Origin of the sequence: Lyngbya sp. PCC 8106 (assembly GCF_000169095.1) — a bacterium.
In the GTDB taxonomy this organism is placed as follows: Bacteria; Cyanobacteriota; Cyanobacteriia; order Cyanobacteriales; family Microcoleaceae; genus Capilliphycus.
In genome coordinates this window covers 93,476-109,559 of record NZ_AAVU01000013.1, presented here as the reverse complement: position 1 = coordinate 109,559, position 16,084 = coordinate 93,476, and the positions used below count along the sequence as shown (strand labels likewise).

The 16,084-nt window shown below is 38.5% G+C and carries 12 protein-coding genes; 4 read left to right on the top strand and 8 right to left on the bottom strand.

Annotation, left to right across the window (positions count from 1 at the left end):
* Positions 1-143: 143 nt before the first annotated feature.
* A complete protein-coding gene (locus tag L8106_RS11005) occupies positions 144-2,255 on the top strand; it encodes a GAF domain-containing protein (protein ID WP_009784364.1) in 2,112 nt (703 codons plus the stop codon).
* Between the two features lie 111 nt (positions 2,256-2,366).
* On the opposite strand, the gene L8106_RS11000 is transcribed toward L8106_RS11005, so the two are convergent.
* The 8 genes from L8106_RS11000 to L8106_RS10965 form a co-directional block, all read right to left on the bottom strand.
* Entirely contained in the window at positions 2,367-2,939 is a 573-nt protein-coding gene (locus L8106_RS11000) for a Uma2 family endonuclease (protein ID WP_009784363.1), read from the bottom strand.
* 628 nt (positions 2,940-3,567) lie between these two features.
* Complete coding sequence (locus L8106_RS10995) at positions 3,568-4,056, bottom strand: hypothetical protein (protein WP_009784362.1); 489 nt, start codon at positions 4,054-4,056, stop codon at positions 3,568-3,570.
* 22 nt (positions 4,057-4,078) lie between these two features.
* Complete coding sequence (locus L8106_RS10990) at positions 4,079-4,462, bottom strand: hypothetical protein (protein WP_039896046.1); 384 nt, start codon at positions 4,460-4,462, stop codon at positions 4,079-4,081.
* A gap of 17 nt (positions 4,463-4,479) precedes the next feature.
* Positions 4,480-5,034 carry a hypothetical protein gene (locus tag L8106_RS10985; RefSeq protein ID WP_009784360.1) on the bottom strand — a complete coding sequence of 185 codons (555 nt, stop codon included), beginning with the start codon at positions 5,032-5,034 and terminating at the stop codon, positions 4,480-4,482.
* 408 nt (positions 5,035-5,442) lie between these two features.
* The gene (locus tag L8106_RS10980) at positions 5,443-9,423 is read right to left on the bottom strand and encodes a magnesium chelatase subunit H (RefSeq protein WP_009784359.1); all 3,981 of its coding nucleotides are present in this window, start codon (positions 9,421-9,423) and stop codon (positions 5,443-5,445) included.
* Between the two features lie 674 nt (positions 9,424-10,097).
* Positions 10,098-11,183, bottom strand: a complete 1,086-nt coding sequence (locus L8106_RS10975) for an acyl-CoA dehydrogenase family protein (RefSeq protein ID WP_009784358.1) — start codon at positions 11,181-11,183, stop codon at positions 10,098-10,100.
* A 163-nt stretch (positions 11,184-11,346) separates the two neighbouring features.
* The gene (locus L8106_RS10970; RefSeq protein WP_232228463.1) at positions 11,347-12,864 is read right to left on the bottom strand and encodes an adenylate/guanylate cyclase domain-containing protein; all 1,518 of its coding nucleotides are present in this window, start codon (positions 12,862-12,864) and stop codon (positions 11,347-11,349) included.
* A gap of 140 nt (positions 12,865-13,004) precedes the next feature.
* A complete protein-coding gene (locus tag L8106_RS10965) occupies positions 13,005-14,630 on the bottom strand; it encodes an NADP-dependent glyceraldehyde-3-phosphate dehydrogenase (RefSeq protein WP_009784355.1) in 1,626 nt (541 codons plus the stop codon).
* A gap of 403 nt (positions 14,631-15,033) precedes the next feature.
* On the opposite strand from L8106_RS10965, the gene L8106_RS10960 reads away from it, so the two are divergent.
* The 3 genes from L8106_RS10960 to L8106_RS10950 all read left to right on the top strand — a co-directional run bounded on the left by L8106_RS10960 (position 15,034) and on the right by L8106_RS10950 (position 15,945).
* Positions 15,034-15,387, top strand: coding sequence for a hypothetical protein (locus tag L8106_RS10960; RefSeq protein WP_009784354.1), 354 nt, complete (start codon positions 15,034-15,036; stop codon positions 15,385-15,387).
* Positions 15,388-15,489: 102 nt separating this feature from the next.
* On the top strand, positions 15,490-15,690 hold the full coding sequence (locus L8106_RS10955) for a hypothetical protein (RefSeq protein WP_009784353.1): 201 nt from the start codon (positions 15,490-15,492) through the stop codon (positions 15,688-15,690).
* Positions 15,691-15,945, top strand: a complete 255-nt coding sequence (locus L8106_RS10950) for a hypothetical protein (RefSeq protein ID WP_009784352.1) — start codon at positions 15,691-15,693, stop codon at positions 15,943-15,945. It abuts the gene before it with no gap.
* The last annotated feature ends 139 nt before the right edge of the window (positions 15,946-16,084 follow it).

Genomic DNA, 16,084 nt, shown 5'->3' with positions numbered 1-16,084 from the left:
TTTGAGATCAGATCTTCGATCTCAGGTTGATTTTAGATTATACTCAATATAGAGGAAATTAATTGATCTTGTGTTGCTTCCTCATCATTCTTCAGCCTTCCACGCCGACTGGAGTATGTCGTCCTTGATCAAACTTAAAACTTATGATGCTCAACACTCATCAATGGAAACAACTACGAGATTGCTGTAAAAATCAAGCCGCTTTTGAACGACTACAACAAATTTTGAGTGAGCAACCTGTACTTCCGATTTCAAATAATGATCAGTCGTCTTATTCTGCTCACTTAGAATTCGATAGTAATCCGATAGAACGCTATAAAACACTATTTCGAGTGATTAGTCGCATTCGAGAATCCCTTGAGCTTAACACAATCTTTACAGCAACAGCAATAGAAGTCAGACAATTATTAAATGCAGATCGAGTTGCTGTGTTTCGTTTTGATCCTGACTCGGGTTATGATGATGGTGAATTTATCTCCGAAGATGTTAATCCTGAATTTGAATCAGTTTTAGCGGCTCGTATTCATGATCATTGCTTTGGTGAACAGTTTGCACCCCAATATAAACAGGGTAGAATCAATGCAATTTCTGATATTTATGCCGCAGGTTTAAGTGATTGTCATATTGATATTCTGAGTCAATTTCAAGTGCGGGCTAATCTCTTTATTCCCCTGCTCAAAGATGATCAATTATGGGGAGGCTTATGTATTCACCAATGTAGTTCTCCGCGTCATTGGTCTGAGGATGAAATTGAATTTGTCACTCAAATTGCTCATCATTTAGATGTTGCTTTACAACAAGTTGAATATATCAATCAAGTTCAGGAAAAGGCTAAAAATCTGACTCTATTGGATGAACGTCAGAAGGAAGCTAAACGCCAAAAAATATTATTTGAAATTGTTAATCGCATTCGTCAATCACTCGATCTACAAACCATTTTTGATACAACAACTCAAGAAGTTCGACAATTTCTCAAAAGTGATCGCGTCGTGGTTTATCGCTTTAATTCTGATTGGTCAGGTTATTTTGTCGCTGAGTCATGTTCCTCTGAGTGGAAACCTTTAACTGATCTAATTCCTAATATTGCAGATACTTGTTTGCAAGAAACACAAGGCGGACGATTTCGACGAGGAGAAATTTTAGCGATAGAAGATATTTATGATGTCGGATATTCAGACTGTCAAATTCAACTGTTAGAGCGATTTTCAGCGAAAGCCTATATTGTCGTTCCCATCCTTCAAGGTGAAAACTTATGGGGATTACTCGCCGCTTATCAAAACACAGCAACTCGTCGCTGGACAGAGGAAGAATTACAATTATTATCCCAGATCTCTATTCAACTGGGTGTTGCCTTACAACAAGCTGAACTCTTAGCCGAAACTCAAGCCTTAGCTAACAATTTAAAACAAGCTCAAATTCAATTAGTCCAAACCGAAAAAATGTCAAGTTTGGGTCATTTAGTCGCTGGAATTGCTCACGAAATTAATAATCCAGTCAACTTTATTTATGGAAATCTTGATCCAGCCACTGAATTCACTCAAGATTTACTTGATTTAGTTGAACTGTATCAACAAGAATATCCTCAACCGACTCCCAAAATTGTTGAAAAAATTGCCGAAATCGACTTAGATTATCTCATTGAAGATTTACCAAAAATTCTGTCTTCGATGCGTTTAGGTGCCGAACGAATTCGTCAACTCGTCTTATCATTACGAAATTTTTCCCGTTTAGATGAAGCCGAAGTCAAACCTGTAGATCTTCACGAAGGAATTGAAAGTACCTTATTAATCTTGCATCATCGCTTAAAATCAAAGCCTGAACGAAGCGCAATTAAAATTATTAAACATTATGGTAAAATTCCTCAAGTCGAATGTTATGCGGCTCAACTAAATCAGGTTTTTATGAATATATTGAGTAATGCGGTTGATGCTTTAGAATCAGTTCAAAATAAATTAGGGGGTTCATTTTTACCAACCATTACGATTAAAACTGGATTAATTCAAAAAACTGAAAAACAACCTAATAATTGGGTGATTATTTCAATTCAAGATAATGCCGGAGGAATGCCCCCCGAAGTAAAAACTAAGATTTTTGATCCGTTTTTTACGACCAAATCTGTTGGGAAAGGGACAGGCTTAGGACTCTCGATTAGTTATCAAATTGTGGTTGATAAGCATGATGGAATACTAGAATGTAACTCTCAACCCGGAGAAGGAACAGAGTTTAGAATTTTAATTCCAGTAAAACACAGCTAAATGAGTGATTGACTAGAGTAACAAAACATATCGTCCAGATAAAATCAGATGACCAACTTAACTCATGCGATCGCACTTATTTCTTTTTATAACAATTTCTGTTAACTTAACTTACCCAATTTCTTGAATATTCAGAATAAAACCCGGTAAAACATCTTCTCCAGATAACGTTGTTGGAGACTCTAATACCTGAACCTCTTGATTTTGATGATAAATTTCAACACTTTTATCAATAGGATTAATTAACCATCCCAAACGAAGACCATTATCGATATATTCTTGCATCTTCTCCTGAATTTTATTTAAACGATCACTCGCCGATCGCAATTCAATACAAAAATCGGGACACAAAGGAATAAATTTTTTGCATTGTTCAGCAGTTAAACTTTCCCAACGTTCTAAGGTTATCCAAGCAGCATCAGGAGAACGGTCTGCACCATTGGGGAGTTTAAAACCCGTAGAAGAATCAAACACTTTACCTAATTTATGTTCTTGATTCCACAACCACAGTTGAGCCGTTAATCCAGCATTATAGCTTCCCGTTTCTCCTCCTGTGGGTGACATGATGATTAAATCTCCATTAGAATTTCGTTCAAATTTCAGATCCCGATTATTCTGACAAAGCTGAAAAAATTTCTCATCTGTCAGTTCAATTGATTCTAGGTTCAGAGTGAAGTTTGTCATGGTGAATCAACTCAACGCTATACATTAGTATAAATTAGAAGATAGGCGATCAACCAAGTAGGGTGGGTGAGATTAACCAGTTGGCGTTTAACCAATTAAGTTATCGTTTTACCAATAAGTAGGGTGGGTGAGATTAACCAGTTAATGTTTAAGCAATTAAGTTATCGTTTTACCAATAAGTAGGGTGGGTGAGATTAACCAGTTAATGTTTAAGCAATTAAGTTATCGTTTTACCAATAAGTAGGGTGGGTGAGATTAACCAGTTAATGTTTAAGCAATTAAGTTATCGTTTTACCAATAAGTAGGGTGGGTGAGATTAACCAGTTAATGTTTAAGCAATTAAGTTATCGTTTTACCAATAAGTAGGGTGGGTGAGATTAACCAGTTGGCGTTTAACCAATTAAGTTATCGTTTTACCAATAAGTAGGGTGGGTGAGATTAACCAGTTGGCGTTTAACCAATTAAGTTATCGTTTTACCAATAAGTAGGGTGGGTGAGATTAACCAGTTGGCGTTTAAGCAATTAAGTTATCGTTTTACCAATAAGTAGGGTGGGTGAGATTAACCAGTTGGCGTTTAACCAATTAAGTTATCGTTTCTCACCCACCCTACAAACTATTTTTTAGAATTTATAATACCTGATAACGCTCTAATGTTTCCTCTGCTAAAGCATCTAAATATTGATAGGTATGCTGTATATCAAAAGCATTATTATCTCCTTTTTCATGATTGCATCTCCAACACATGATTTGTAAATTATCATAGTCAAATAATTTCTCAGGAAATCGAGCTTTATTTAACTTATGATCTAGAGTGACATAATTAGGATGAAAAAAACATGAACCTGCGACATTATTAATGTATTTTTCACCTTGTTTATCAATATACTGATAACCTAGTTCGATTGCTTTTTTCTTTAAATTAGTTTTAAATTCATTTCCATGTTTCATTTTCTGACCACAGTAAGGGCAAGGCTTACCGTGAAACATTGCACGATATTTATTCGGACTAATTAATCCATGTTGAGGATGATTTATTACCTCTAGGGATTGAGCAGACTTCCAGGTTTCAGTTATATCTTTTGACCGATACAAAGTTATGAGGTCTACTGTGTTCATATTTAATGGCAATAAGAAAATTTTACAAAATACTATATTTTTCTAAGGCTTGGTCTGCTAATTTTTCAAATTTTTCTTGATTTTTATTTAGTGTTTCTAATGACTGTTGCGCTGTTTTTTTTGCTTGCTCTGCCTCAAGAATAGATAAGTTAATTGCTCCCAATAAATCTTCTTGATTTACTTTATGTTCAAATAAACTGAAAACTTTATTGTCTGGCTCTAATGAAGGAGAAGAACTTAAAGTTAACTCGACAAGGATATGCCAAGATTCTTTAACCTTATTCCAACCTACATTATGGTAGCCTCTTTCTCTAGCTTCTCGTTGCTTTAATTTCGGTAAAGATTTAAAGCAATTTGTATTTCTCTTTTGCCATTGACGATAATTTAATCCTTCTACTTTTATCATTAGTTTTACCATGAAAATTATTGACTATTTTTTTTGAGATCAGAAGTTATTTTTTTCCAATCGTTTGAACCGTAGTTATTCTTAATATATTCCTGAATAAAATCGAGTTGATGTCTGAGAGAATCTATTTTTGATTCAAGGGTTTTAATCTGTTGACTGGCTTCATCGGTCTGCTGTTTTAGTCCTTGTTTTTGTTCAATAACAACTTCTCTTAATCCGGTAATCCCTTCATTATAGTCTTCTTTATGAACTAAATCTTTCTGTAATAAACTGTTGCTACGGTCTTTCCCAGCTTTTGATAAGCTATCTAATAACCATTTTCCTGCTTGGTAAATCTCTGAGTTTTTGAGATTCATAAATTCTTTGAGTTTTTGATTAGCCTCAGCTGTTTTTTGTCCTTGACAATAGCGATTATAATGGTTAGCAGGCTTAGTAAGTGACAATATTTCTAAGTGTTGAGAGACTTGAATTACTTGTTCGTCAGTGAGCTTTTTTTCTAATGCGTATTGAGCAATACCAGAAGCTTCCCTAATTTGACGAATTAACTTTGCTCGTTCTGTTTTGTTAAGCATATTTTTTTCGTCATGACATTACTGTTATTATTAATACAATAATAACTCAAGTTGTAAATTTACGCAACTTTGACCCATTGCTTTGTTATGCCACTTTTCTTAGTGGGATACATCCCCACTTCCAACTGGGACATTGAATATTAAGGAATATTAACAACGAAGTCATCGGCTTCAGAGGGATTATTGAGTCTGATTATTCTTAACAATCTCAAACTATTGAGAATCGATTCCCAATTTATCCTGTGATAATAAATCTGTCAACCCTTTCAGAGAAAGGCTTTCAGCCTTGATTATTGAGTGTGATACTTAAAGTGGGGAATGTGGGTTCGACCAAATGCTAATAAAAAATTGTAGAGACGCTACAGACAACGCCTCTACAAATTAACTTAATTAACGTTTTATGGGATTTTATTCAATCCCTTCGATGCGGTCTTCAATCTCTTGATACAACTCACGCAACTTATCTAAATTGCTGTCGTCTGTCTCCCAATAACCCCGTCCATTGGCTTCCAACAACGTTGTTACCATGCGACGGAACGAATGAGGATTGAGGTTCATTAAACGCTTTTGCATCTCCTCATCTTTCATGAAGGTTTCATTGGTTTCTTCATACACCCAATTATCCACCGCACCCGCAGTCGCACTCCATCCCACCGTATTCACGAGGCGTTTTGATAACTCACGAACGCCCTCATAACCGTGAGACAACATCCCTTCATACCACTTGGGATTTAACATTTTTGTTCGCGCATCTAACCGCACGGTTTCTGATAGAGTACGAACCTGGGCATTTGCAGTCGTGGTATCCGCAATATACGCCGCAGGTTTCTTGCCATCTTTGCGTAAACTACTAATCACTTTTGTCGGATCAGAGTCAAAATAATGGGAAACATCCGTTAAACTAATCTCGGAAGAATCCAAGTTTTGGAAAGTGACTTCTGCGGTTTTTAATGCCGACTCAAACACTTGACGGTTATCATCCATCATCCCCGGATTATCTGAATTAAACGCAAAAGATTTGCGCTTCAGATACATTTCTTGCAGTTCTTCTTCAGATTCCCAAGTGCTATTTTCAACGGCTAAATTGATATTAGACGAATAGGAACCCGACGCATTAGAAAACACCCGAGTTGCTGCTTGTCGCAAATTCACGCCCAATTCTTCGGCTTGTACTAAAGCGTGTTTACGAACAAAATTCATCTCCAACGGTTCATCCGCTTCGGCTGCCATTTTCACCGCTTTATCTAACAAATTCATCTGATTGATGAACAAATCGCGGAACACACCGGAACAGTTAATCACCACATCAATACGCGGACGCCCTAATTCTTCTAGGGAAATTAACTCTAACTTATTCACTCGTCCTAACGCATCGGGAACCGGTTTAACACCCACCATCCACATCACTTGGGCGAGGGATTCTCCGTAGGTTTTAATATTATCAGTTCCCCACAATACCACTGCAATAGTCTCAGGATAATTACCGCCATTTTCGATCTTTTGACGGGCAATTAATCGTTCAACCACAATCGCCGCAGACTTCACCGCCGCCGCCGTTGGAATCGACTGAGGATCGAGGGCGTGCATATTTTTACCTGTCGGTAAAACGTTAGGATTCCGAATCGGATCACCTCCTGGCCCGGGCAGAATATATTCCCCTTCTAACGCCCGTAATAATGCCCCTAATTCGTTATCTGCACAAACTTGTTGTAAGCAGAATTCCAAATATTCAAACAGAGGTTTGATGGCTTCGGTGTCTACTTTTGTATAACCGAATTCATACAACGATTCGATCCAGGGTTCCTTTTTACCCATGTTGAAGAAATTGAGTTTAGAAACCTTAGAAACTCGTCCTTCTGCATCGGTTTTTTCTTGAACTAACGCCGCAATTGCTGACCTGGAAGCTTCAGTAATATGCTGCAATAATTCCACATCAGCTAAGATGCCATTGTCATTATTGCGGTAAATTTCTTCGAGATTGCGGTTAATACTATCGGCGATAATATGAGGCAAACTCAACAAACCGTCTTCTTCGCGATCTAAACTAGCAATATTAACTAAAGTTGCGATCGCTTCTTCTGCGGTTGGCGGCTTCCCAATCACGTGTAAACCACAGGGCAATAAACGCGACTCAATTTCCATCAAGCGGCGATACACTTGTCCGACTACATTATCACGTTCTTCAGCCGAAAGTTCACCCGCATCGCATTCGGGTAAATTCACATCTTGATCGAGGTTTACTGTCCGAGATTTTTCGATAATGGTGTTAACAATCTGCACACCGCGACCACTATCTTTTAAGGTTTGATAGGAACCAATTAACTCATTTAATTCCTGCAAACCTTTGTACAACCCTGCATTTTCCGCAGCAGGCGTTAAATAAGAAATCGTAGCAGCATAACTGCGGCGTTTGGCAATGGTGGCTTCACTGGGATTATTGGCAGCATAATAATAGATATTGGGAATGGTGCCAATTAAATTATCCGGGTAACAATCCCCCGACATTCCCATTTGTTTTCCGGGCATAAATTCTAACGATCCATGCGTCCCAAAATGCAATACTGCATCGGCTTGCCAAACCTGTTCTAAATAGGTGTAATAAGCGGCAAAACCATGATGGGGACTCGCAGATCGAGAGAACAACAACCGCATCGGATCACCTTCATAACCAAAGGTCGGTTGTACGCCAATAAACAGATTACCAAAGGCTTTTCCGTAGACGAGTAAATTCTCGCCATCAGTGTTTAAATGCCCCGGAGGTGGCCCCCAATTTTCATGCAAACGTTCAGAATAAGGCGTCAAACGTTCGTATTGTTCCACCGACATTCGGTAGGCAACATTGAGTTCCGGACTTTGATATTGGGCGGTGGCGTCGTGGATGACTTCCTGCATTAATTGTTCGGCTGACTCCGGTAATTCGGGGAGATCATAACCGTTATTTTTTAACCCTTGCATCACCTCATAAATAGAACCGAATACATCTAAATATGCTGCGGTTCCAACGTTGCCTTTATCGGGCGGGAAGCTGAAAATAGTGATGGCAATTTTCTTGTCAAGTTTGGGTTTTTTCCGCAGGTTTGCCCATTTCATCGCGCGTTGGGCAATGGCTTCAACCCGATCTTGCAGGGCGATCGCTTTTCCTGTCGCCCCATCACGGCCAGAGACGATAATGGGTTCAATGGCGCCGTCGAGTTCAGGAATTGCAATTTGTAACGCTACCTGGATCGGGTGCAGGCCCAAGTCGCTGCCTTCCCATTCTTCGGTGGTTTGGAATACCAGGGGCAACGCGACCATGTAGGGACGGTTGAGGCGTTTTAACGAATCGATCGCTTTCGGGTGATCTTGACGGGCGGGGCCACCGACCAGGGCAAACCCGGTTAAAGAGACAACGGTATCCACTAACGCCTGGGGTTGAATGCCTTTCGGGGGGTTGTCCCAGAAATATTCGTCAACGGGTTTGGAGAAGTCTAAACCGCCCGCAAAAACCGGAATAACGCGGCCACCCATGGCTTCGATTTCCTGTACCATTGCCACATAATGGGCATCATCACCTGTTACCAAGTGAGTGCGTTGTAAGACGATGCCGACACAAGGGGCGAGGGGATCTTTTTGATCGTCGCTAATATCATCCCGGTCGTTATACCATTTCAAATATTCGGTAACATCTTCAAACATTTTAGGGGCTAAAGGATGCCAAATTCCCATGTCAGGATAAACAACGGGATCGGCATACTTAAACTCACTATCTTTGAGGACGTATTTATCCGCCAACATTAATAAGAAGTTCTCCAAGTTTTCTGAAGAACCGCCTAACCAATATTGGAAAGACATCATAAAGTTGCGGGCATCTTGTGCCTTTTCAATCGGCATATATTTGAGAACTTTGGGCAAAGTTCGCAAGAGTTTTAGCATCCCATCTTGGAAGGAAGCACCCGATTTTTCCTTCCGTTTTTTCATAAATTGGGCGATCGCACTTTTGCTTTGTCCCAATTGTGCCATTGAAAAACTGCCCATTTTATTGAGGCGCATCACTTGGGGCATTGACGGGAAAACCACCGCGACATCAAGGTTATCCCGATGAGGCGTAACGGCTTCTACCACTTTTTCGGCTAAGTCTTCAATGAAAATCAGAGAAGCAATAAAGATATTCGCTTCGGCGATATCTCTTTTTAGATCGTCATAGTTTTCAGGATTTCTTAATTCCTCAATTAGATAACCACTGATTTCAATCGCTAAATAGGGGTTATTTTTATTGATCGAACGAACCGCAGCAGATAATGCACTTTGATATTGTGCTTCTAACACCACGTAGACGACTTTGAGGAGCGCTCGTCCGTTAAGATTATCGGGTTTGATGTGTCTAACAGTGGGATTAACGTATGTAAACATATAAACCTTTCAGTCCCTTTTAATCGGCTTTCTTTAAGTTGAAAATATCAGACTAGGCTGAATTTTGAAACAGATTGATCAGCAGACGATTAGCAGAAATAGGATCGCGAGTTAACCCTTTGGCTTACCGTTGGAATTGCTGGTTTCTGTTTCTTGGATTTGAGTGCTGGCGATTAGAAACTTTAAGTGTTGGATTTCTCCTCAACTTTTGAGATTTCTTAATGGCCATTTCTGTAAAATTGAATTAAGCGTTAGGTCACTTGCGATCGCGCAATATTTCCTATTGTTATTCAATTCCACGAAAAAGCACTATGAGTATTGTTAGCAGAAAACGTTAACTCAAAACCTTTTTTTGCCTGAACTGACATAATTCGATAAGAAAATCTAAAGTTTTCTTAACAAAACTTGACATTTTGTGAGTGATTACTCTTCAAAATAGATAATAAAAATTAACTTGACAAAAAGACTTATGTATGTATTAGATTAAAAAGAGGGAAGATGATTGCTAAAATGCTCGACAATTTGTTTCGTAGTTGCAAGAAATTCTCAGAAACAATCCTAATTTGTATCCGATCTGAGTTTGTTCTTGCTTTAAAGTTCGAGTTATTGCAATTTTTCAGTGGGTGTAGTTTGGCTTTTAACCCATTTAAGAATAGTCATTAATGAAATTTGACCTAAGATTTTGAATCAATATTTGACTCAATAACAGTATTTAAACTTGCTTCCATTAAGCCTTTTGTTTGACCGGAAATACTATAAACTAACGCTTCTCGATATACTCGTTGGGCGTTATGTTGGCTTAAATTCGCCGCCCCACTTGAGGCAATAACCGCCCCATGACTACAACGTATCGCTAAATTAATTGCCCAAGCCCTAAGTTGATATTTTTCTGCTAAACTCAAAGTCGAATTTTGTTGAGCGTGTTGAATTTTTGTCCGACATTGATGGAGTTCCTCCTTTAATAGATTAGCACTGTCTTGAATAAAATTAAATCCTTTTTTATCAAAAGCAATTTCAAGAATATCCAACCCCGCCCTCGCACATCCGAGTGCAAAAAAACTTGCTTTTAAAGCATTTTTTTGATCATTTTCTGTGATCCAACCCGCAGGTTTAAGAGAAACCACTTTTTCTGATGGTAAAAACCATTGAGTTAAAGTCGCGGTAACAGTATTTGTAGACGTCATCGCACACAAAGACATCGGAGAACTGAGTTTAATTTCTCCTTGGGAAGTGTTTATATTTTCAAACGGAACCAACCCAAAAACCGCCCGTCCATCCGGTAAAGTTGCAGCGATAATAAAGTATTGAAAAATAGTCCATCCCGTTATCCAGGGAACCTCTCCATTAATTTCATATCCGCCCCTAACTTCTTTCGCCACAATTGTCGGTTTTCCACTCCGTCTAAGCTGAGAAAAACCAACACCAACTTTAATTTTTCCGTGACTCATTTGGGGAAGATAGATATCTTGAAGTTCAGTATTTGAACTCTGCATTAACATTCCCGCTGCACTTTGATGTTGGGTTTGTAGAAATGCTAACGCCCCAGAATATCGGGAAATGAGTTCTTGAAATTGAGTAAAATTTTCCGCACTGGCTTGTTTTCCGCCCCACTTTTGGGGAACTCGCAAAGCTAAAACACCCAAATTTCCTAACCCTTCTAAAGCATCTTGAAGTCGGTGAGAGGAACTATCAATTTCATTAGCAATAGGAGTAATGTAAGTTTGTAAATAGGCTTCTGTTTGTTGGAGAAAATCAGACACGTTGGATACCAATAAAGTTAGCTATTCTTTATGTTGTGACGCAAAACCCAAAAAAATGCAAGTCGAGTTAATCGAGTTTGATATTAATCTTCATAAAACTATTGATATAAATTTTAAATATTGGTTTATAATTTTAAATTAATTTTTATATTTTTTTGAGGAATTAAGTTTGATATTTAATCGATTTTAATCGTCTTCCTTTGAGCAAATAAGTTCTCATTTTACCTTTTCCTTTAATTTCAATTAATCCGCGTTCAACAAAAAGAAACTCTTTCTGTAAGTAATCAAAAGTTGTTTCAGTGAGTTGAATTTCTCCGGCAATTCCATGAGATTCCATACGGCTAGCTGTATTAACCGCATCTCCCCACAAGTCATAAATAAACTTTTTTGTACCAATGATACCTGCAATAACTGGGCCGGAATTAATCCCGATTCTGATTTCAAGTTTAACATTATTTTTCGCATTAAACTGATTCAAGTCATCTAACATATCTAGTGCCATTTCTGCTATTGCGGCTGCATGATCTTTTCGAGGATTTGGGAGTCCACCAACTACCATATAAGCATCACCAATCGTTTTAATCTTCTCTAACTTGTAGCGATCGCACAGTCGATCAAAATCAGAAAAAATTTCATTCAATATTCTAACCACCTTTTCCGGTTTAACTTCCTTAGAAAGTGTTGTAAAACCCACAATATCTGCAAATAAAATCGTTGCTTCTGCGAAACAATCCGCAATATTAACTTCTCCGTTTTTGAGTCGATTAGCAATGGACTGAGGTAAAATAGAAAGTAATAACTCCTCTGATTTTTTCTGCTCATTCGAGAGTTCAATATTTGCCCTTCTTAATTCAGTCGTGCGTTCAAAGACTCGTTGTTCTAATTCTTCTGAAGTTTGACGTAACCGACCGATGACTAACGTTAAAGCAGAAATTGCAAGTATAGACAGTCCAGTTAACATTATACTGGTTCCTCTCAGTCCAACGTGTACCTGTCGATTAATATGATCTAACGGTTGAGTAATTTCTAAAATTCCGCGTACATCTCCCACTTTCCAATCCGTCTTCGGAGTTCCCGGATAACTATTATGACAAGCAACACAACTCGGTTTTAGAATATCAGCTTGAGTGTAACGAAAGGTAGATAATCCATTAAATTGTTCAAACCGAAAAAAAGTATTATTAGGATTTTGTTTCAAAAAAATCAGGGCTTCTCGTTCAAAATCATCTCTAGCTCCGCCCGTTTCTTTTCGCCAAGGAAAAGGATAATCACTATATAATCGAACTGAAACTCCCGGTTTCATGGCTCCAATCTGCTCCCCTAATTCTATCAAAAAGGTAGCAGGCAAAGGAATAGCCCCAGGATGAATCAGATAATCGTGGCTGACTCGAATTAGATTATCCTTTTTGACTCGACTCACCACTTCTGAACTGTAAAGAGTACGAGACTCTGTAAGTGTATTCGCATAAAGTTTTGCATTTTGAAGGGCTTGAGATTTAATCAGATTAGATGTTAAACGCGACATATTCCAGATTGATCCCCCCACTCCCACCAAACAAAGCAAGGTCAAAACCAAAATAATTCGTCGATAAAGGAGACGAGTCAACTTCAACCCCACCCGAGAAAAGAACGACAGCATAATCCTGATGCTATAAAATAACTCACGGATTAGCAAAAGCATACCGTTCTTCTAATATAACAACTCTCATGGATTTAGCAGTCTAATGACTTAACCGTTCTATTCCTCAAATCAACTGAGTGGGAGCGGGTTCACAGAAGTTTATTCATCCGACAACAAACATCCATAAACCCGCTCTATTTTTACAGAATAAAATCAGTAGAAAGGAAGTTAGATTTCCGTTCTCGAACCATTTTAGAAATTAAGCTTTTATTCTGCTCAATATCTTTAGTTGCCACTAAAGTCCGAATTGAAAATGAGCGCAAAGCATCCGAAACTGATAACGTTCCTTCGGCAGAATCTTTGCGTCCAGTAAAGGGAAAAGTATCAGGCCCACGCTGACATTGACTATTAATATTTACCCGACAAACCTGATTCACCAACGGATCAATCAGTTGAGCAATATCATCGATATATTCTCCAAAAATACTCACTTGTTGACCATAGTTGGAGTTCACAATATACTCAATCGGAGTCTCGATATCATCAAAGGGGATAATCGGGACAACCGGGCCGAATTGTTCTTCTGAATAAACGCGCATTTTTTCATTCACAGGATAGAGAATCGCCGGAAAGAAAAATGTCTCATTAACAGTACCTCCAGCTTCATTAATCACTTCAGCGCCATGCTGTTTAGCATCCTCAACTAAATCAGTCAGATATTGAGGTTTTCCTGGCTCGGCAATCGGAGTTAATTTAACCCCTTCTTCCCAAGGCATTCCCATTTTTAGCTCACTCACTGCTGCCTTAAACTTCTCTAAAAACTGATCAGCAATTTGTCGATGAATGAACAGAATTTTTAACGCTGTACAGCGCTGTCCGTTGTAAGAAAGCGTTCCCAAAATACATTCTTTGACTGCGACATCTAAATCAGCATGAGGTAAAACAATCGCTGGATTTTTGGCTTCTAATGCTAAAATAGTTCGGAGTCGATGAGGTTGGGGGTGTAGTCGTTCGATGCGATCTGCCGCTTTACTCGAGCCAATAAAAGCGATCGCATTAATTTTACCAGAACTCATAATCGGTGGAGTTACTTCTCGACCTGCACCGTAGACAGAATTAACAACACCAGGGGGAAAAGCTTTTTGAAAAGCTTCGAGTAAAGGACGGTTCAATAATGTTCCAGGTCGGGGCATTTTTAAAATTGCAGTATTGCCCATAATTAACGCTGGAATTAAAGTGGTAAACGTCTCATTCAAAGGATAGTTAGAAGGCCCCATACACAACACAACCCCCAAAGGAGCGCGTCGAATTTGACCGATAACCCCTTCCTCAATCTCAAAGCGAGAACAGCGTCGATCTAAATCTTTTAGTGCATCAATCGTGCTAGCAATATAGTCTAATGTGCGATCAAATTCTTTAGCGGAATCTGCATAAGATTTACAAATTTCCCACATGAGAAGATTAATCACTTCAGACCGCTTTTCTTTCATGCGATAAGCAAAGTCTTGGACGTGTTCTATCCGTTTTTGTACCGACAAAGTTGGCCACAAGCCTCGACCCGAATCATAGGCATTTAAAGCCGCTTGCAAGACAGCTAATGCTGCTTCCTCACTCATTAAGGGAAATTGTCCGATCAGGTGGGTATTTAAGCCATTGGATGTTTTTAAGCGTAGAGGTGAATGAACTTCCTCTTGTGGGCCATCCCAAATTCGCAATTCTCCATCAATCAGATACTCTTTTTGATCCAGAGGGGTTTCTAGGCGAAATTCTGAGGGGATAGTGTCTTCAGACGGAAAGAGGTCTTGAATTTTTTGATGTAAGCTCATAATTGCTTGAGTTTAGAGTGATTAAGATAAAAATTATACTCAAGCTGAGATTTACTGTTGTGCTTGATGTTGCTGTTTTATGGCAGTTTGATCATTTAACCCGTGTGTGAACATGAAAAAGTCCAAAGCTGACTCCAGAAAAATACCCAGTGAAAGCCGCCTACAAAACTATAGATTAAACTTTTAGATCTAAATTAAACCGTTAATACGAATATTAGTTAAAGCGTTATCTTAAATTTATTAAATTAAAACCTAAAAAAAGTAGGTTGTTTTAAACAAATTTCAACCCAACACATCCATATCAACAAGGAAAAGATAATGTTGGGTTTCGTTATCTCAACCCAAGCTACAAAATTAGCGCTACGATTAACACAAATCTCTTTAAGTGTTTCAAAGCTCGATCATGCAGATTAAAGTCGAAGTTTCAGATGAATTGGCGATGCGGTTAAGTTCATTGCAAGAGCAGTTACCCCAAATTTTAGAACTGGGTTTGCGGGAATGGAGTGCGGATGTTCAATCTGGATTTTCTGGATTAGCAGATGTGTTAGAATTCTTGGCAAATCTTCCCACCCCAGAGGAAATTTTGGCGTTGAAGCCGTCGGAAGCATTACAACAACATATCAACAATTTGCTGGAAAAAAATAGAACAGTTGGGTTGACGCCTGAAGAGGAACGTTCATGGCAACAATATGAATATGTTGAACATTTGGTGCGGGTGGCTAAGGCGAAAGCATTGCTAAAACTTAAGGAAGCTTAAAAGCTGAACTTGGGTTGGGAGTGTAATGTAATATAGATGGAGTGACAATTATATTCTTGTTACTTGCTAAAATATAGAAAACGAGTCTCCTAATAATCTGATATGGCTACAGTTAAAGAAATTCAAGCAGCAATTCAATCTCTTTCCTCTGATGAATTCAACGATTTAAAAAAATGGATAATCGAGTTAGACTGGGAACAGTGGGATAAAGAAATTGAAGCGGATTCTCTATCAGGAAAGCTAGACTTCTTGATTGAAGAAGCCTTAACCGAAAAAGCACACAATAAACTACAGGAACTCTAGTTGCATAAAACGACTCAACGATTTTGGCAATGTTTTAATGAGTTACCTGACTCCATCCAAAAACTTGCAAGAAAAAACTTTAAGTTACTCAAACGTGACTTAAATCATCCTTCTTTGCAGTTTAAAAAAGTTGGGAAACTGTGGTCTGCTAGAATTGGACTCAACTATCGGGCATTAGCTGTTCAAGATGGACAGGATTACATTTGGGTATGGATTGGAACTCATGATGAATATGACCAAATCTTAAAACGATAAGGGTAAATATGTATATTAAGGAAAAAAAGTAGGTTGGGTTATACGAAGTGCAACCCAACACATTCACAGAAAAACAGAAAAGATCATAATGGGTTGAGGTAACGAAACCCAACCTACAAAACTAGCTGCGGGTTTGTTG

Excerpts from the sequence above, each read along its gene's own strand:
- L8106_RS10970 (WP_232228463.1), bottom strand. The coding sequence starts at position 12,864 with ATGCTTTTGCTAATCCGTGAGTTATTTTATAGCATCAGGATTATGCTG.
- L8106_RS10955 (WP_009784353.1), top strand. The coding sequence starts at position 15,490 with ATGGCTACAGTTAAAGAAATTCAAGCAGCAATTCAATCTCTTTCCTCT.
- L8106_RS10990 (WP_039896046.1), bottom strand. The coding sequence starts at position 4,462 with ATGATAAAAGTAGAAGGATTAAATTATCGTCAATGGCAAAAGAGAAAT.
- L8106_RS11000 (WP_009784363.1), bottom strand. The coding sequence starts at position 2,939 with ATGACAAACTTCACTCTGAACCTAGAATCAATTGAACTGACAGATGAG.
- L8106_RS10960 (WP_009784354.1), top strand. The coding sequence starts at position 15,034 with ATGCAGATTAAAGTCGAAGTTTCAGATGAATTGGCGATGCGGTTAAGT.
- L8106_RS10995 (WP_009784362.1), bottom strand. The coding sequence starts at position 4,056 with ATGAACACAGTAGACCTCATAACTTTGTATCGGTCAAAAGATATAACT.
- L8106_RS11005 (WP_009784364.1), top strand. The coding sequence starts at position 144 with ATGATGCTCAACACTCATCAATGGAAACAACTACGAGATTGCTGTAAA.
- L8106_RS10965 (WP_009784355.1), bottom strand. The coding sequence starts at position 14,630 with ATGAGCTTACATCAAAAAATTCAAGACCTCTTTCCGTCTGAAGACACT.
- L8106_RS10985 (WP_009784360.1), bottom strand. The coding sequence starts at position 5,034 with ATGCTTAACAAAACAGAACGAGCAAAGTTAATTCGTCAAATTAGGGAA.
- L8106_RS10980 (WP_009784359.1), bottom strand. The coding sequence starts at position 9,423 with ATGTTTACATACGTTAATCCCACTGTTAGACACATCAAACCCGATAAT.